Source organism: Paenibacillus castaneae, from assembly GCF_002884445.1.
Lineage (GTDB): Bacteria > Bacillota > Bacilli > Paenibacillales > Paenibacillaceae > Pristimantibacillus > Pristimantibacillus castaneae.
Window position 1 is genome coordinate 668,628 of sequence record NZ_KZ614144.1, and the last position, 19,303, is coordinate 687,930.

Below are 19,303 nucleotides of genomic sequence, written 5' to 3' on the forward strand. Positions count from 1 at the left end.
AATTGGGAAGTACCGGCGATGATGAAATGGGGATATTTACATTGGAACGATCTCAGAATCGGGCTGATGAGATTGGTGTTTTGGAAAAACGATTTGAATCGATGGCTCATCAACTCAACGAAATTCGAGTGCATGAACCTCTCAAAAGCGTTGGGCATAAGCTGATATATGCTGATTTGAGAGGGTGTTTGTGCATGTATCCTTATTACCCGGAAATTCATCAATTCCCCTATTTAGACTACCCGTATATGCCTCACAGATATTACTCCCCTAATTATGAAGGTGAGTGGTTCTGGGGGCATGGAGTCCTGGAATCGGACAAAAGCTATCAGCTGCATGCGCAGCAGCGGCTTACCTTCGTGCTTGTGCATGGCTCATGGGCCGATGCTCACTTCTGGGATGGCATAGCGGCGGTACTGCATAGGAATGGGCATACCGTCTATACGCCGGAATATGCCGGTCACGGAGAAGATCCGAATAAGAATGTCACGCATGCGATGATCACGAAGTCTGTAGTCGACTTTATTACGAAGATGAACTTGCGCGACATCATTCTCGTCGGGCACAGCTTTGGCGGAACAGTAATTCAGAAGGCAGCCGAACAGGTACCAGACCGTATTAAGCGCCTCGTCTTTTGGGACGCATTCGTATTGAAAGACGGCGAATCGCTTGCAGACGAGTTACCGCCTCAAACGAAGCAAGGATTCGAGCAGCTTAGAGCAAGCTCGAAGGACGATACGATTATGCTTCCGTTTCCGTTGTTTCGGGATTTGTTCGTCAATACAGCTACCTTGGATGAGGCCAAATGGATATATGCAGGCGTCACTCCTGAACCGGCTAAGCCGCTTTTCGAGAAGTTGGATCTTAAAGCATTCTACGTATTGCCTACGCCGAGAAGCTATGTCTATTTCTATCAAGACAACGTATTGCCACAAGGAGAGGGCTTCGGCTGGAATCCGCATATGTCCTCACGGCTCGGTCTGTTCCGGCTGATCGTCGGCGATGGGGACCACATGACGGACTCACGCACAAGGCCGGCTATGGTGGCGCAGAAACTTTACGAGGCGGGACGGGACTGACAATGGTATAAGGGTTTTACAAGGAGGGTGTCATAAAAGCATGAAGTTCGCTCTCTAACAGCAGGTAAGCGGAAAATTCAACGCCATCCTTTTTTCATAGACGATTTATGAGATGGTTATAGGCATATAGGATCATTGAACGAGTAGTTACGGACATGACTATAAAGCCCCCTAAACCACTTGGACACTTTCTGCCACTTCAGATACACTAAACGAAGTGAGGAATAGATCGATGAAAAGAAGGTTTAGGTGCCCTGTTGAAGCAAAGAAGGAGTTTGTCGTAGAGGTGCTAGCCGGCTACCGTACAGAGGTGGTGGCGAGAAAGCATGGTATGTCTCCTAAAACGCTAAGCAACTGGGTTCGTCAATATCAGGACGAGGTGGGCGAGCTAATGGTCAAGAGACAAGATGATGTGGAGAAGCTAAAAAAGGACGCAGCTAAACTTGATGGGCTTCAAAAGAAATACAACGAAGCGATGAAGCTGCTGGGCGAAAAAGAATTGGAGAATAACATTCTTAAAGATCTGGTTAAAAAAAAGTACCCCGACTGGAAATAGCGATGTATTGGATTAGCCTAGGTTTTCCCATCCGTACGGTTCTACGCATCTGCCAGGTGCCACGCTCTTCGTACTATTATCGCCTGAAGCATTCTGAACCTCAGAAGCCAATCGGTAAAGGGCGGCCCATTCCTGGTTTCTCTTTTGACATCAACGGTAAAAAAGTGGCAGACACGCGGATTAAAAGCTACTTAAGGCAACTGATCGGCGGCCCTAACGAAGCGTTTGGATACCGCAAGTTGACGGTTCTTCTACGTCGAAAATATGGACTCGTGATTAACAAGAAAAAGGTCTACCGCCTCTGTAAAGCATTATATATCCTAGCGCCGCAAAGGGAACGTACAAATAAAGTACCTAAACGTGTAGCGAATAACCGAGTGGTAACGGGACCTAACCAATTGTGGCAAATGGACATTAAGTACGGTTATGTAGCAGGTAAACGGCGTCATTTCTATTTAGCTAGTATTATTGATGTATTTGACAGAGCCATCGTCGCCTATTACAAAGGGAAGGCCTGTAATACGCAGGCTGTGCTGCTTACCTTACAAAAAGCGCTGCTGAAGCGAAATGTGAATGTACAAGACCATGCTTTGGTTATTCGCACAGATAATGGACCGCAGTTCATTAGCAAGGCTTTCTATGCCTTTTGTGAACAGGCTGGCATTGAACATGAACGTACGCCAAACCGAACCCCTAACAAAAATGCTTATATTGAGTCCTTTCACAGCATCTTGGAAAGAGAATGCTACCAACGTAATTGTTTTGAGACTTACGCAGAAGCTTTTACCGAGGTAGATCGTTTTTTGAAGTACTACAACAACCATCGTATTCATGGCAGCCTCAAGGACTGGCCACCTAAGGAATATCTTTCTTTAGTCAAACAAGGATTGATAAAACCTAAAGATATTGCGCTATGATGCGAACTTATTAGAATGAACGTGGTAGTGTCCAGAATTAGGGGGTTAACCCGATGAGGTACGTTATATGAGTGAATTAGCTGTAAAAGCAAAGTTTACGGACATGAGAGCCGTTATTTTCATTGGATCGGGTCATATGTGGGGCTTTTCGAGCCAATAAGGGCTCTGAGGTCCATAAGCAGCTCGAAAAAGTGATTTTTGCAGCAAATAAGTGCTCCTGTGTCCGTTAACTTTTGCGGACCGAATAAATAAAAGAGGGTGCCTCTAAAGCCTATGGCTTTTGGGACACCCTCTTGCTTTAGATGCTTGTCATTTTAGTTAGCGATGAGAACCGATTATAATATAAGAATGTGGACTAAATGCTAATGCTTCGATAGAATTCAGAATTTTTTAAGGCAGATTGGAGAGGTGATAATGGGAAATACGGATAAGTTTGAAATGATAGCTAATATATATGACACTTCTGAAAGAATTCAAATTGCAAAGGTATCATCTGATGCCATTCGTGAATATTTAGTTGACACTAATAGTAAGAATGCTATTGATTTTGGTTGTGGAACTGGTCTTGTTGGAATGAGCTTGTTAAACGATTTCAATTCTATGCTTTTTCTGGACACTTCACAAAATATGATTAATCAAATAAAGCAAAAAATTTCTGATTTTAATATTCAGAATGTAGATACATTATGCTTTGATTTTGAGAAGGAAGGTCTATCGGGTTTACATGCTGACTATATTTTTATGGCTCAGGTTCTACTCCATATTAATGATGTTGAATTCGTTTTATCCAGATTATTTAATGTTCTAAATGAAGGAGGACATTTATTAATCGTAGATTTTAATGAAAATGAGAAAGTAGTTTCAGATATCGTTCATAACGGATTTAATCAAGTAAAGCTAACTGACATTATGACTAAAATAGGGTACAGGAATATTCAATCCAAAACTTTTTATAATGGAAGTAAAATTTTCATGGGACAGGATGCATCAATGTTTATTCTTGATTCTCAAAAATAGGCGGGAATTATCTCGTTAGAATACTTTGAGATGCGAAAATCATTCTCACCAAATATGCCTCCATAACAAGGAAGCCTCTTATAAACCGTAAGGTTTACAAGAGGCTTCCCGTCTGTTCGAGGTATTTCAATTCGTGACTAGAGCAATCTTTGCAGCAGCTGATGCAGCATGACTGCTGCTTGTGCGCGAGTTGTCGCTTGTTGCGGAGCTAAGGTACCATTCCCCATGCCACTGATAATGCCAGCTTTCTGCATATCCGCTACTGCTTCTTTGGCATATGCTGCGATTGCGGCATCGTCTGTAAACGCGACGGCTGCTACCTCGTCATGCAGGGTAATGCCCGCAATCTTTAATGCGCGGTCAACCATCGTAATCATATCCTGACGAGTGATCTTGCTGTTGATTCCGAAAGATCCGTCTGGTAATCCCGTTGCAATGCCGAGCTTCTGGGCAGATGCGACTGCTTCGTAGTACCAGGAGCCTTCCTTGGCATCGCTGAAAGTACTCTTTGCATTCGGCTGCACCAGATCCAGCGTATGAATGAGCATCTGAGTGAACTCTGCTCTTGTTACCTCGCGATTTGGAGCGAAGGTATCCGCTGATTCGCCTTTAATAATACCGCGAGCCGCCAGCGCATTTATGCTTGCTTTCGCCCATGTAATCGAAGCGGTGTCGCCGAAGCTGACATTGACGAATGCAGCCGCATATTTACTGAAGTGCTCGACTCTGAATTCTACCAAGCCTGTATCGGCATTGTATCTGCCATTCTTGACAACTTCCAGTTTGCCGTCATCGGACAGATAGTAGATCACAATTTGTTCCGGGTTTTCGCCGGATTGCAGCGTATACGGCACCGATACGTGGACCGTTTGACCCTCTCCAAATTTGGTGATTTTCTCGCCACCGACGCTCAGGTTGAAGTCGAATACGGTGTTTGTGCCGATCTTCGCGCGTTGTTCGTCGGATAACTTGCTGTTATCTACTTTATCGATCTTCATTTCGACGTTGGCTCCGGCTTTGTCTAGCAGAGATATCGGCAATGTCACCGTAGCCAGATCAGAAACAATTGCAATCTGACTAATGTTTGAATCCTTCGCTGCTTTCACAAGGTCGGCCGGAATCGTGACCGTCAACTGCTTCGCCCCATTGGCAGCTTTCACCGTAAGCCTAGCGGTTCCCGCCTCAGCCTCAGAGATCGCCTTGTTCATCGTGGAGGAATCAATCGTCACTTTCACGTCGCTGTTAGGCTCTCCTCCGGATCCGACTGTATTGGTCGGCGGTGTTGTGTTTCCGTTGTCTGGATCCTCGTTTAGATAGCCTTCCGGATTAATGACTGCATAGTATGCAGGCTTGGCGGCAAATGCTTTGTCAAAGAGCAGAGGGCTGCCCGAGGCGCGCCAGCTCTGGGAATCCGCCTTGCCCCAGAAGGTAATGCGTTCAATGCTGCTCGCGTACTTCTTGTAGATCTTGAATAACTGTGCATACAGCTGGGCTTGTAAAGCTTCCTCTTCCTTCGTAAGCTTGCCAGTAGTGCCAGTGGAGGGAATGTCCAGCTCGGATACGCTGATCTTAACGCCCGCTTGAACAAAACGCGCGATGGTTGCATCAACGGTGTCTGTTTTCAAGCTCTCGATCCAGTAATGCGCCTGCATGCCGATGCCTTCCACCAGCAAACGTCCTGGCTCGGTATTCCGCTCATCTGTTTTCCACTTTTTGTTGAGGTCTTCAGCCATCAGTGCCATAGCTTCCCGTTTCCAGACCTCGTTTTCGTTATAGTCGTTGTAATACAATGTAGCTCCAGGATCCGCGAGACGCGCTAACACAAACGCATCATAGATATAGTCGGCGCCGCTCTCTCCCTTGGTCTTATCGGCACCATTCTCATAGGCCTTATACCAAGGCGAATCCTTACGCAGTACCGTTTTCCAATCCGTAGGAATGCCAGATCCCCCGTCAAAGGCTTCGTTCACGACATCCCAGGACACAACTTTGCCCTTGAAGTGACCGGCGACATTGTTGATGTACTCCATCAGATTAGACTTGGCAACTGTACGGGTAAGCGGTTTATTATCCGTGCCCGTGGTCAGCCAAGGAGCCGACTGGGAGTGCCATACGAGCGTATGGCCATGAATCATAATGTTATTCGCCTGAGCCCAGTTCACCAGCGTGTCGGCATTCGTGTAGCTGTACACACCCTTGGCGGAGCTTAAATACTGGGGCTTCATGTCGTTCTCGGGCGTCATAATGTTGTATTGATGCTTGAACATGGCGGTAAGCTCGGCATCCGTCGTCTGACCGGGACTCATGACATTGCCGATCAGGAACTTGTTCTTATAGGTATCTGCGATAGAGGCTAGATTAAGATCCCACTTGGGGATGATAACCTCCTGCAGGTCGCCGACTTGGCTGATCACAATATTGTCTATGCGCCAGACATCAGCGTGTTTATCCGCATCGTTGACAACCAAACGAATATCGATCGTCTTGAGCGGTGTTTCCATCAATGGTGTCCGAATGTTTACCTCTTTCCATTGACCGATCGGCAGGGTGCCGAAATTGCTTGGAAGCTTGTAATCGCTTCGGCCGTATTCCCCATTAAGCACCACGCCGGGTCCGGTAAGCGTGCTCTTGCCTTCGTTGCCGGCAGCCGGGGCGTAGACCCAAACGGAGATATTGTAAACCCCGCCGGCAGGAAGCGGCTCGGCAAGCGTCAGTCGAACAGCGTTTTCAGCGCTGTTATAGCTCTTGCCGTCAATGTGTGTTACCTTCAGGGCGGAGTTGTCGTTCTTCCCCGCGCCTGTTTCGTTGATCCACTCAATCTGCGAGGAAGCAGCCGCTGTGAAGAGGCTCCCTTGCGCCGCCTTATCGTCGAAGTTGAACTTCAGCAACTCCTTAATCTCTGGCTCTTCCACAGGTTCTTTCACAGGTGGGGTTATGATTTGCAGCTTCACCTCATCCAGATAGAAGGTGAAATCCTGGATTTGGCCATCGTTGTGGAAGACGATGGCACTAACCGACTTATGGTCTGCCGGTACGGTGAATTCCAATGAAATATCCTTCCATTGGCCAGCAGTTAGATTCACCTTGGTGCTGCCAACGTTGCCATACGTATCTTTGCCTGCGCTGTCCTTGGTCTCCACGCGCACACACCCAACGTGGCGTCTTTCCCGCTGAAAGCCTTGGCGGTCAGCTTATACTTGCCGCCAGGCAGCATTGGCGTCGTCAATGAGTCGTTGCGTAGGGAAACACCGCTATAGTTGTTCGCAGCCGTCGGAGCGACGCTCAAGCTGCTCTTGCCGGCCGCAGCTTTGTCAGTCGTCACGGCAATTGTCGCTGTGCCGTTCTGCTGAAGCGTGTTTCCTTTCTCAAAGCCTTCATAATAGATAACATCTGCAGGCAGCGTTGTATCGTCGTCGCCCTTGCCGTCCGGCCAATTGACCAGAAGCTTATCGGCCGCGCCATCGGTACCGATCTTCTCCACTTTGATCCAGTTGATCGAGAAGGCGTTGCCACCGCCGCCGCCGCGGATGCCGATGTTGCCAATCAAGCCATTGGCGGGCTGGGAACCATCCAATTTGACTTCAGTGGTTAAGGTGTAGCTTCCCATATTCACCATACCGCCGTTGAAGTATGCGGGTATCGCGGTAGCTACTTGATTAGGATTGAGAGAGCTACTATAGGGTGGAGTACTGACGACCTGGCCGTCTTGGGCGGTGTAGCCGTCGTTTGATTCATCTTTTATCCAACGCACACGAAGGGCAGTCGTACCTTTCGCGGTGTAGTTTAAAGTGAGACGATATGTCGCGTCCTTCTCCGGGATGAAGGCGACTTTGCCGTCGGCGCCCGCCGTCGACCATGGCCACGCATTGGCGTCATTGCCCAGGATGATATTCGCGCCAGACCATTTGATGTTTCCTTTGCTCGCGTCATAGACATAGACGCCGTCAACGTGCTTTTGCTCCTGCTCGGTCTCCTGCTCAATGTATTGATGTGTCTCAAGATACGCGTCGGGATCCAGAACCCCCAACAACGCTTGTTTGGCCAATCCATTCGATGTGAACAGCAGCGCAAATTCACCTGCACGCCAGCCGGTGGTCGCGTCTCTGACGCCACAAATGCTCACGCGATCGATGACCTTCGGGTTGTTCGTCTTGTTGGCTGGACCCGCGGCGTACTTCTTGTAAATGTGGAACAATTCGGCGAACTTCACGGCTTGGTTGTTCTCATTATCGGACGTGAGAACGCCGACTGGAGGAGTGCCGATATCCATCTCGGTAATGTTGATACTGATGCCAGGGAGCGTCGCGAACAGCTTGATGGAGTTCTCGACGTTCGCGGCGCTCGTCGTGTGGTTGTAGTGCGCCTGCATGCCGATGACTTCAATCAAGGGTTTGCCATTCGGACGGACATCTTTGTAACGCTCGTTGATGTCCTTGACCATCTCGTAGACGACACGAGCTTTGTTAGGTGAGTCAAGACCGAAGTCATTGTAGATCAGCTTGACATCCCATTCAGGGTGACTGTCAACCACTTCGGCTGCTTTCAAGAAGGCGAGTTCAACCCACTCCCAGCCGAGCGCATTATACCAGCCTTCCCCTTTAGTCAATGAGGCCTTCCAATCGTTCGGGTTCGAGGTGCCAACGACTTCATTGACCACATCTATGCCTATAAGACGTCCGCCGTAGTATTCGAGTACATTCTCGATATGATTATTGAGATTGGCCAGGGCGGTGTCTTTGTCGAACGTGCCCGGTTGTCCGTATCTGGCTGGCGGGGCATCCCACATCCACGTAGGCGATTGCGAATGCCACGCCAGTGTGTGCCCGTAGAAAAGCATATTCGGGTTCTTGTCGGTAAGGTTCTTGAACGCATTGTCCGCGCTGTTATAAGTAAAGGTGCCTTTGACATTTTGTGTGCTTTCAGGCTTCATCTCATTGCCGGGCGAATACGCGGCGAAATTGTGGATCAAGGCATTGTTCTCGCCCGCGCCGAAGATGCCCATAATGAAGTAATCCTTGTATACGTCCTTCAGCGGTGTGTATTGATCATAATTCAGCCCAGCGGTAACCTTAGATTCGGAGATGGGATCGCCCGCTGCGGCCGTTGCGGAAATGGCGGATGAGAAAACCAACGCAACTATGAGTGCGAGAGAAAGGTACCGTTTCAAATTACGCAAGATTGATAGAGCCTCCTTTTTCTGATGGTTTAAGAGAATTACGCGATTTCCCGGGATTTTTGGTTGGCAAACCCTTCTTCACCTCTCTTTCCCCTAACATATCCAGTCAATATTACATCTTACTCCCACCACGACAGCTTGAACATTTACAATAATCTATCGCTTAACACCTTCGGATAATTGCCCCAATCTCTCACTTAACATCTTTCGCATGACTAACTTTTTCGTAATGACAGCATAAAAACTGCCGCGACAAGCGGCAGTCCAGCCTTGATATCATGCTAAATTCGAAAATAATAAATTTCATGATAACAAGGAAATTTATGATCTAATCTATCAATGAAAATAAATTAGCATTATGTCAGGTGGACTGGACAAGAACAATCCACTCCTATTATTATAATGCTTATAATAAAGCGCTTTATTTTGAGTGATGAAAAATGATACAGTTGTCATTATGTTATAAATGTTCGAAAATAATTAAGGAATGGGTGAGATAGCTGCGATGCAGGAATACGATTACGAGTTTGCTAATTTCATTTACTATACGCCTGGTAATCTGGATAAGGAATGTCGTATATGGCCGGTTCGAGCGGGGCGCTGCTTAGCCAAGCCTAACTACAAAGTAGGGCCCAAGAGGATCGAGTGCTACAGTCTTCACTACGTGCAGGAAGGAAAGCTTCGGCTGCAGTACGAAGGCAAGCAAGTGGAGCTGCAGAAGGACGACGTGTTTTGTTTATTTCCCTACCGCAAATATTTCTACGACATGCTCCCCTCTGACCGGCCGCTTCAAATGAGCTGGTTGGCGGTGGATGGCGATAGGGCTTCATCGTTGCTAGAGCTCGCGGGCTTAACGCATGAGCATCCGTTTCGCAAGAAGGCGCTGACCTCGCGAGTCAGGACATTGGCAGATCGAGTCATCCATACGCTTGAGGGCACTCAGCGGTGGAATCCAGCAGTCGCACTTGAGCTGCAAAGTCATATTTATGCCTTATTCGCCGAGTTGATCCCGGAGTCGGTACCTGTTCAAGAGGCCGAGCTTGCCGGTTGGATTCATGAAAGCATGAAATACATAGAGCTGCACGCCTCAGAGGGAATATCCGTCCAACAGGTAGCGGATTTCGCGGGTGTTCATCGCTCCTACTTTACCCAAGTGTTTACGAGCCAAGCGGGCATGCCGCCAATGAAGTACATGCAGAAGATCCGCATGGACAAAGCAAGGCAACTGCTAATCGATACGGACGCGACGATAACGGAGATCGCTCTGTCCCTTGGTTATCCGAATCTTTATACGTTCACCAGAGCTTTCAAGATTTATTTCAAGGAGTCCCCCCTAACTCTGAGGAAGACAAACGGTTAATCACGAGTAATTATAATTAATTTGAAAACGATTACAAAATAAACATTTCCTTATGTTCATAAAGGAGATTTCTTGATATGAAGTTATCCACTCTTCAACGATGGATTTCGCCCCGTTTAAGCATCCAGGGGAAGATATTTATCGCATTCAGTCTAGTCGCTCTGCTTTCCATTTTTTCTATATCTAGCATTGTCTATTTGAATATGCGCGAGACTATTAAGAATAACGCAGTCACTTCGGTGTCGGATAGTATTCGCCAGGCGGATGAATCCCTAAATATTATGCTGGAAGAGATCGACCGGCTGAACACTGTAGTAGTGACTAACAAAAACACGGTGATCGATACGCTGCTCAGTCCGTCGGAAGAGATCAGCTACGAATGGTTTTTGGAACAGAAGCGAATTGAAGAATTTCTATCGGTATTGATCGATTATAAGCCCTACATTTCTAGGATTGCCGTTGTTGGGTTGAACGGAAAGGTTTTTTTCACCGGTGGACCTTGGCTGGACCGGACGATCCTTGGGTCACAGATGATGGATTATACGCTGAGAAACGGATCGCGCCATGCATATTTGAAGCAGACCGGCGTGTCGGATGCTATTACCGTAGGCAGAGAAATCCGTTATAACCGCGAGACGATCGGCGTTGTCATGGTGGATTTGAACTATGATTTTATCAAAAAAACGTACGGAGTGAAGCCGACCGCCGATAGCATGCTGTATGTGCTCGATAAGGAAGGAGGATTCGTTTATCAGTCTGAATCGGCGCCGTCTTTCGCTCCTCCTATTGAGAAGATCGTAAGCATCAAGCAGGAATTCAAGGGCCCCGGTGATGCGGCAGAGATGATCATCGATGGAAGAACCTATACCGTCGTTAGACGTACATCGGAATATACGGGCTGGACTACGCTGGCGCTTATACCAATGGATTCGCTGCTTAGGGAATCTGCGAATCTTCGCAAGCTGATGGGTGAGGTGTCGGTATTTGTTTTGATCGTTGTGTTAATCTGCTCACTGCAGGTGTCCTCCCGGATCACCATAAATATTCGTCGCCTGAAGTCCATGATGATGCGGGTGAAGGATGGGAATCTGACGTTCCCTATGAAGGAAATTAAAACGAAAGACGAGGTAGGTCAGCTGTACCACGTCTTTATCAGCATGGTGGAGGAATTGAAACGGTTGCTGGAAGGGATTCGAATCAGTGAGAAGGAGAAGCGCGAGGCGGAGTTGACTGCTCTTCAGGCGCAGATACGTCCGCATTTCCTATATAACTCCCTAAATACGATCAAATATTTGGCCAAGCTGAACGGGGTGCCCAATATCGAGGAGGTATCCGGCTCGTTGATCGAGCTGATGCGTGGGGTTCTAGGCAATTCCAACGAATATCTTACGGTTCGAGAGGAGCTGGACTATGTAAGAAGTTATATTTCCATCGTGAAATATAAGTACATGCAGCCGATTCCGGTATATGAGGAGATTGAGGATGAAGCCCTGCTGGAATGCCGGGTGCCCAAGCTCATGCTGCAGCCTATCGTGGAGAACGCCATCATTCATGGGATCGGTTCGACGGAGGAAGGGGGAATGGTCATCATTCGCGTTTGCGAAGACAATCACAACCTGAAGATCGAAGTGACGGACAACGGAAAAGGTATGACTCTGGAGCAAATGGACTTGCTGCTGGGCGAGCATAGCAAAGGGGAGGCTCCTTCACGTTTCAGCGGCATGGGGGTGCGCAATGTGCATGAACGAATAGTTCGCATGAATGGAGAACCTTACGGCGTCAAGCTGTACAGCGAGATGGGATTGTATACGAAGGTCGTAATTACAGTTCCCGTTCTGCGGGACACGGGAAAATCAGATCAAGAGGTGATATAGATTATGTTTCAAGTGCTGCTGGTTGACGACGAGCCACTGGCCCGCAACAACTTATGGACGCTAGTAGATTTCCGAAAGCACGGCTTTGAAATATGTGGCGAAGCGCACAACGGAGTCATGGCCTTGGCAATGATCGAGCAGTCTCCGCCGCATATCGCAATTATAGATGTAAATATGCCCGAAATGAATGGTGTGGAGCTAAATCGAACGATCAAAGAAAGGTATCCGGCCATTAAGACGATTATGCTTAGCAGCTTTGACGACTATGATTATGTGCGTGATTGCCTGAAAAATGGCTCCATCGATTATTTTCTGAAGCATCGGCTCGACGGCGCAACGCTTATTGGCATGTTGAACAAGGCGGTACTGGAGCTGCAGCAGGAGGATCGGTTGCTGGAGGACCGCAATGATCAGAAGGCGATGGCGGAACGAATGAATCCCGTGCTCATCCGTGGTTATATTGCCGATTTGGTAAGAGGGAAACCGCAGTCCGCCCAGGAGCTTGAAGCCTTTGCACGGAAGAATGGGCTATATCCTCAGACGGTGAGCTATGCTGCAGCGTCTCTTCAGATTGTCCCTTTCCTGCTGTTAACGCAATCCTGCAGCGACGTACAGACCAATCGGCTCGTTCAGCAGGCTGTTGAGATCATGCAGCAGAGTCTGGGTGATATACAAGAACATACAGCTGCTTACCTTGAGAACGGACGTCTGGTTGTCGTATTTTCGTTCAAGGAACGAAGCGAGCATGCAGCCGCAAGCGAGGCTGGCCGATTGATGAGCAAGCTTCGCCATGCGCTGGAGCTATTCCTGAATTTAAAGTGCGTCTATGCCGTCGGACATTTATGCAGCAGCCTGTCACGCATTGGAGAGAGCTACGGTGCCGCAGAGCGATTGCTTGACTTTTCTCCAGCTGAGGAGCTTACCGGTCAAGTGGCTGGATGGGGAAGCGGCGTATACGGTCAGCGCGTCTCATTAACCATCGAGGAGCAGAAACAGCTGCTGCTATCGATCGAGATGCTCGATGAGGAAGGCGTGCAGCGGCTGATTTCATCCGTATTCGACTCCATAAGAATGCAACCCGTGCACTCCCATTCGGTGCAGATGATCATCAGTGATCTGCTGCATATCGGTGATAAAGTGTTGAAGAAAGGGATGCCCCAGGTCGACTCGGCGATGGATAAACTTCCAGCAAGGAGCGAGCTGGGCACGTTAGATAGCGTCGGAAAGATGGAGCTATGGCTGCAGTCCTTCTATGCCAGCCTGTTGAGCCTGCTCAAGGAGACGCATGCAGCGGGACCGTATTCCCGTCATGTGTCGCAAGCGATCGTATTCATTCTGGAGAAGTATTCGGGCATCGTTACGCTGGAGCTGGCGGCAGGCGCCATCGGTCTGAACTCGTCGTACTTAAGCAGGATCTTCAAAGAAGAGACGCGGACGACGTTCTCGGAATACGTAAACCGGGTTCGAATCGATGCGGCGCGTAAGCTTCTGGGGAGCGGACAGTACTCGATTAAGCAAATTAGCAATCTAGCGGGCTTTGCTACCTATAACTATTTCTTCAAAGTGTTCAAGGAAATGACCGGCGTGACACCCCAGGCGTATTTGAACGGATTGGTAGGCGGGGGATCTGAAGCGAGGTCGTAAAATATGTGGAGTAAATAGTCATATTATTATAACTTTGCGGCGAAACGGGTGAATTATAATGAGTGGACACCGTGAGTAAACAATTTCACAACTCGGTGAATAGAACATTGGAGGTCACAGATATATGCTTAGACATTGGGGGAGAAGTGCGCTAGCCACGATGATCGTTTCCGGTCTGATTCTGGCTGGCTGCAGCAACAATAACGGAGGCTCAAAGACAGAGAACCAGCCTTCGCCTGCATCTGAAAGCGCTGTTAAAGTGGAAGGATTCCCTATCGTGGAACAACCGATCAAGCTCAAGATGTTCACTCGAATCGCTCCCGCTAACGGGCCATTCAAAGATATGCCGGTGTTCCAAGAATATGAGAAATTAAGCAACATTCAGGTTGCATTTACCGAAGCTCCTACAGACGGCTTCGCAGAGAAAAAGAATCTATTATTCGCGGCCAACGAGCTTCCCGATGCGTTGTACCGATCGGAGCTTAATCCGCTTGAAACTATTCGCTACGGGACGGCCGGCCAGCTGATTCCGTTAGAGAATTTGATTGAGCAGTATGCGCCTAATTTGAAAAACTTGATGGAGCAATATCCGGAGATCCGCTCGGGCATTACGACTCCGGAAGGACATATTTACTCGATCCCTGGCATCGTAACGACAGGCTCAGCGCGTACGGACAAACGCTGGATCAACAAAGCATGGCTCGAGAAGCTGAACCTGGAAGAGCCCAAAACGACGGATGAGCTATATAAAGTGCTCCTCGCCTTCCGGGATGGAGATCCGAACGGCAACGGCAAATCGGACGAAATTCCTATGACCGCGCGTAAGGCGGCAGCGGGAATACCTATCGTAAACATGATGGCCGGATCGTTTGGCCTGGATTTGCAGCTCGGCTATAACATCAACATCGAAGACGGCAAAATAAATATTTGGAGCAGCGACGAGAAGCACAAAGAGCTGCTGATGTATTTGAACAAGCTGTATAAGGAGAAGCTTCTGGATCCGGAAATCTTCACGCATACAGAAGCACAATATCTTGCTAAGCAAGGATCGGGCAATACGGGTCTATTCTTCGACCAGACGAACAACAATTTCTTGCCGATCCAGGATCAATATGTCGGCACCGCTCCTCCAGCCGGCCCGCATGGCGACCAGATGCAAAGCACGGTAGCACCGGTGCCACGCGACTTCGGAGCTTTCGCTATTACATCCGTGAACAAATATCCGGAAGCGACGATGCGCTGGATCGACTATTTCTACAGCGACGAAGGCTCCACCCTGCTGCGCTTCGGCAGAGAGGGCGAGAATTATGAGCTGAAGGACGGCATGCCGTATTACAAAGAGGATTTTCTGGCAATAACAGGCGCGCAGGGAAAGATGACACCGTACGCAGGTGGCGGCGCGCCTCACTTGATCAGCGACAAGGTAGCGTCTTTCATCAATCCGCCGCAAGTTCAAGAGGCGTTCGCTAAGCTGGAGCCGTACATGCCGAAGATCCGCTATGCTGCTCCGATGTTCGATGAAGGGACCGCTCAGAAGGTTAACATTCTGCGCAACGACATCGACAAATATATCGACGAGCAAAGCACGAAATTTATCGTCGGCGCACTCAGCTTCGATAAGTGGGAGGAATTCCAGGCTACTTTGAAAAAAATGAAGATCGATGAGCTGGAACAGCTCTATCAAGAAGCTTACGACAAGATGGAGAAATAAGACCGACACCGCATGAATAAGGAGTGAATGCTCATGAAGAGCGCGCAAGAAGGTGCAGCCGCTCTGTCCCATATCCAGCCGAGGCGCGGAAACAGCCTGGTCAGGAATATAGCCAAGCGGTATGATCTGTACCTTATGCTGCTTCTGCCGATAGCCTGGTACTTAATCTTTAACTACGGTCCACTGTACGGGCTGCAAATCGCATTCAAAAATTTCAATCCGGCAAAGGGTATTTTCGGAAGCCCATGGGAAGGCTTCGGGCATTTCGAACGGTTTTTCAACTCGTATTATTTCTGGAGGCTGTTATGGAACACGGTGTCCATCAACTTGTTCTCTCTGCTCATCGCATTCCCGGTTCCGATTATGCTGGCTCTAATTGTTAACGAAATCCGAAGCAAAACCTTTAGCAAATGGCTGCAAAATATTACGTATATCCCCCATTTCATTTCGGTTGTCGTTATCGTAGGCATATTGAACGTATTCCTATCGCCAACAGGACCGATCAATATGCTAATCGAGGCATTCGGCGGCACATCGGTCCGATTCATGGAGGCAGCCGGCTGGTTCAAGACGATCTTCATCAGCTCGAACATATGGCAAAACATGGGGTGGCAATCGATTATTTACATTGCGGCACTCAGCGGAGTGAATCCGCAGCTATATGAAGCAGCCAAGATGGACGGAGCGTCGAGGCTGAGGCGCATATGGCATGTCTCGCTTCCGGGCATAGCTCCGGTCATCGTGATCCTGCTCATTCTGGATATCGGCCATTTCATGAACGTCGGCTTTGAGAAAATTTTGCTCATGCAAAATAACTTGAATTTGGAATCAAGCGACGTTATCTCCACGTTTGTCTATACGACAGGCATATTGAAGGGAGAATACAGCTACACGGCGGCTATCGGACTGTTCAATTCGGTCATCAATCTCATCTTGCTGTTTATGGTGAACCGGTTCGCGCGCAAGACATCGGAGACGAGCTTATGGTAGAGGAGGGAACCCAGGCATGTCGAAGCAACAAGCCATAAGAAAACCGTCGGATGAACGGGCGTTCGACTTCGTCGTATACGTGATCGCCGCAATCATCATCATCATTGTGCTGTATCCGCTGCTCTTTATTGTCAGCGCTTCGTTCAGCGATCCGTCTAAGGTGCTGAATGGAGATGTATGGCTGCTGCCGAAGGGCGTGACCTTGGAAGCGTACAAGAGCATTTTGCACAACGATAAAATATGGACAGGGTACCGCAATACGATTGTTTATACCGTGGTCGGCACGGTTATCAATATCATCATGACAATACTGGCGGCGTATCCGTTGTCCAGGCCAGACCTTCCCGGACGGGGCGCAATTATGATCTTGATCACGCTCACTATGTTTTTCGGCGGCGGATTGATTCCAACCTATTTGCTGGTTAAGGAGCTGGGGATGGTGAATACCATGTGGGCACTGATCGTCCCCGGGGCGATCGCCACGTACAATCTGATCGTTATGCGGACTTACTTTCAATCAAGTATTCCATGGGAGCTGCAGGAGGCAGCTCACATGGACGGCTGCTCCAATTGGCGACTGCTGTTTAGCATTATATTGCCTCTATCCAAACCGATACTGGCTGTCATGGTTCTATTCTATGCGGTGGGCCATTGGAATTCATACTTCGCAGCGCTGATCTATATCCGCGACGAAGCTCTGCATCCGCTTCAGCTTGTGCTGCGTGAAATTCTTATGATCAGCCAATCGGCAGGCATCGAGGGCGGAAGTGTCGGGCTGGAGGATCAGATTCTGCTTGCCGAGAGCATCAAGTTCGCGGTCATTATCGTCTCTACTTTGCCGGTATTGATCATGTATCCATTCGTGCAGCGGCATTTCGTCAAGGGCGTTATGATCGGATCTATTAAAGGTTAAATCCGCAACCATTACGACAAATCAGCTGGAGGTTTATTTTGAAAACTAACGCAAAGATTACGATTGATTGCAGCAAGGCGAGCGAGCATACGGTTAACCCTTACCTGTTCGGTCATTTCGTTGAAGACATTCGGGATCATATGGAAGCGATGCTCGCGTTCCCGCTGAAGGATATGGACTTCGAAAGCGAAGCCGAGACGAAGAAAGAGATATCCGGTAGCTGGTACGCCTATACGAACGGGCGGAACACTAAGTACGCGCTGGAGGCTCCAGCACCGAAGCATTCAGGGCGCGCCCAGCGCATTCGCCTTCTGAGTGATGATGAAGCCTATGCGGGAATCGCTCAGAAGGCCGCGCTCAAGGGATCAGCGGATTACGCGGTTAAGCTTGTGGCCCGTGCCTCCGTCGAACTGAAGTCGATCATCGTCGAAGCGGTGGACCGGCGCTCGGAAGAGCTTCTAGGAAGAGTCCTGATCGAGCTGGGCAGCCACAACTGGCGCGAGTATGAGGCGCGGCTATCTATTATCCGCGAGTGCGTCGACGCCGAAATCCGCGTATACGTTCCGGCCGATCACCCGAGGTGGATCGATCATGTGTCCACCGGTATGCTGTGGCTCGACCATATGTCTCTATTGCCGGTCGACAGTATTGCCATGGTGAAGCGCGAAGTAATCGACATGACGCGGGATCTGAATGCGGGGATGATGAGGCTAGCCGGCAACAACATCAGCGCCTATCACTGGGAGCATGGCATAGGTCCGGTTCTTGAGCGGCCAGTTATGTACAACGAAGCGTGGGGCGGCTGGACCAGCAAATATTTCGGCACGGACGAATTTATTCAGTTTTGCCGCGAGCTTCAGGTGGAGCCCCTCATCTGTGTAAATGATGGATCAGGTACGCCCGAGGAAGCCGCTGAGTGGATTGAATACTGCAACGGCGGCGTCGATACTCCCATGGGAGCGCTGCGTGCGGCGAACGGGAATCCCGAGCCGTATAACGTCCGCTATTGGGAGATAGGCAACGAGGTGTGGGGACAGTGGCAGGTAGGCACTTGCACCGCGGATCAGTTCGCTAGGCGCACGGTTTCCTTCGCCGAAGCCATGAAGGCGGCCGATCCCTCAATCGTGGTTTTGGCCTGCGGCCACTTCGAGCAGGAGTGGAACAAGACCGTTCTTGATATAGCCGGCGAGCATTTCGATTATCTTACCTTGCACTTGTATCACGGCTACGGTCCCTTCGGCATGAATCGAAATACGCCAGCGGAGGATCGTTATAAGGCGATCGCTTCTTATCCCGAGTTTACCCGTCATCATATCAAGCAGACGGCCGATCATATTCTAGCAGACGCGAAGCATAGCCATGTGAAGCTGGCTATTACCGAATACAATACGATGTATTATCCGAACACGATTCGGAAAGGGCTGCCGAACGAGCATACGTTGGGCGCGGCTGTCGCTAATGCCGCTAACCTGAACGAAATGATACGCTGCAGCGATATGGTTCACATTGGCAGCTTCTCTGATCTGGTGAATGGCTGGCTTGGCGGATGCATTCGCGTAGGTGATCATTATGCCGACCAATATTGCGGCAAGGAGCCCGGCTGGAGTGGATTGCCTCTTACTGTATACGGAACGCCAACTTATGAAGTGATGAAGCTTTATGCGAATCGGGATGTTCGGCATATTCTCCCCGTTGCAGCCGAGTGCGGGACGTTTGCCGTTCCGTCGCTTATGGAGACTCCTATCGCGCTCAACGCGCTGCCTGATCTTGACATTGTGGCAGGTACGAACGACGACTGCAGCTCCGTCACCGTATATATCGTGAACCGCAGCTTGAACGAGGTGAAGGCGGCGCTTGACCTGCAAGCGTTCGAAGCTTCGGAAGAAACGATTCTTTATGAAATTACGGGAGATTCCTATGACGATATCAATTCCGTGTTCGAGCCAGAACGGATTATATGCAAGGAAAGAGTCGTTCCTGCCGAAGACTGGCAGCGCGGCTACCCGCTGCGCCCTGCTTCCGTGTATGTACTAGAAATGAAGGCAAAGCATTATAAATAGGAGGCA

The 19,303-nt window shown here is 49.1% G+C and carries 13 protein-coding genes; 11 read left to right on the forward strand and 2 right to left on the reverse strand.

Going from position 1 to position 19,303, the window contains the following annotated elements; translation table 11 throughout:
• Positions 1-41 precede the first annotated feature (41 nt).
• From CEF13_RS02815 to CEF13_RS02830, 4 genes are all read left to right on the forward strand, one after another.
• Positions 42-1,079: an alpha/beta fold hydrolase gene (locus CEF13_RS02815; RefSeq protein WP_244917036.1), complete on the forward strand. Its 1,038-nt coding sequence runs from the start codon at positions 42-44 to the stop codon at positions 1,077-1,079.
• A 232-nt stretch (positions 1,080-1,311) separates the two neighbouring features.
• Positions 1,312-1,635, forward strand: a complete 324-nt coding sequence (locus CEF13_RS02820; protein WP_102709321.1) for a transposase — start codon at positions 1,312-1,314, stop codon at positions 1,633-1,635.
• 2 nt (positions 1,636-1,637) lie between these two features.
• Positions 1,638-2,552, forward strand: a complete 915-nt coding sequence (locus tag CEF13_RS02825) for an IS3 family transposase (protein ID WP_102709322.1) — start codon at positions 1,638-1,640, stop codon at positions 2,550-2,552.
• Between the two features lie 414 nt (positions 2,553-2,966).
• Entirely contained in the window at positions 2,967-3,569 is a 603-nt protein-coding gene (locus CEF13_RS02830) for a class I SAM-dependent methyltransferase (RefSeq protein ID WP_102709323.1), read from the forward strand.
• A gap of 137 nt (positions 3,570-3,706) precedes the next feature.
• Here CEF13_RS02830 and CEF13_RS02835 read toward each other — a convergent pair whose 3' ends face one another.
• On the reverse strand, positions 3,707-6,709 hold the full coding sequence (locus tag CEF13_RS02835; RefSeq protein WP_102709324.1) for an endo-1,4-beta-xylanase: 3,003 nt from the start codon (positions 6,707-6,709) through the stop codon (positions 3,707-3,709).
• Positions 6,649-8,745 carry an endo-1,4-beta-xylanase gene (locus tag CEF13_RS02840; protein WP_102709325.1) on the reverse strand — a complete coding sequence of 699 codons (2,097 nt, stop codon included), beginning with the start codon at positions 8,743-8,745 and terminating at the stop codon, positions 6,649-6,651. Before CEF13_RS02840 ends, CEF13_RS02835 begins: the two co-directional genes overlap by 61 nt.
• A 505-nt stretch (positions 8,746-9,250) precedes the next feature.
• Between CEF13_RS02840 and CEF13_RS02845 the strand changes: the two genes are divergently transcribed.
• The 7 genes from CEF13_RS02845 to CEF13_RS02875 all read left to right on the forward strand — a co-directional run bounded on the left by CEF13_RS02845 (position 9,251) and on the right by CEF13_RS02875 (position 19,297).
• Positions 9,251-10,105 carry an AraC family transcriptional regulator gene (locus CEF13_RS02845; RefSeq protein ID WP_102709326.1) on the forward strand — a complete coding sequence of 285 codons (855 nt, stop codon included), beginning with the start codon at positions 9,251-9,253 and terminating at the stop codon, positions 10,103-10,105.
• Between the two features lie 77 nt (positions 10,106-10,182).
• Positions 10,183-11,979 carry a sensor histidine kinase gene (locus CEF13_RS02850; RefSeq protein ID WP_102709327.1) on the forward strand — a complete coding sequence of 599 codons (1,797 nt, stop codon included), beginning with the start codon at positions 10,183-10,185 and terminating at the stop codon, positions 11,977-11,979.
• Positions 11,980-11,982: 3 nt separating this feature from the next.
• On the forward strand, positions 11,983-13,623 hold the full coding sequence (locus CEF13_RS02855) for a response regulator (RefSeq protein ID WP_102709328.1): 1,641 nt from the start codon (positions 11,983-11,985) through the stop codon (positions 13,621-13,623).
• 124 nt (positions 13,624-13,747) lie between these two features.
• Entirely contained in the window at positions 13,748-15,334 is a 1,587-nt protein-coding gene (locus CEF13_RS02860; RefSeq protein ID WP_102709329.1) for an extracellular solute-binding protein, read from the forward strand.
• Between the two features lie 33 nt (positions 15,335-15,367).
• Positions 15,368-16,324: an ABC transporter permease gene (locus CEF13_RS02865; RefSeq protein WP_102709330.1), complete on the forward strand. Its 957-nt coding sequence runs from the start codon at positions 15,368-15,370 to the stop codon at positions 16,322-16,324.
• 16 nt (positions 16,325-16,340) lie between these two features.
• On the forward strand, positions 16,341-17,237 hold the full coding sequence (locus tag CEF13_RS02870) for a carbohydrate ABC transporter permease (RefSeq protein WP_102709331.1): 897 nt from the start codon (positions 16,341-16,343) through the stop codon (positions 17,235-17,237).
• 38 nt (positions 17,238-17,275) lie between these two features.
• Entirely contained in the window at positions 17,276-19,297 is a 2,022-nt protein-coding gene (locus CEF13_RS02875; protein WP_102709332.1) for an alpha-L-arabinofuranosidase C-terminal domain-containing protein, read from the forward strand.
• The last annotated feature ends 6 nt before the right edge of the window (positions 19,298-19,303 follow it).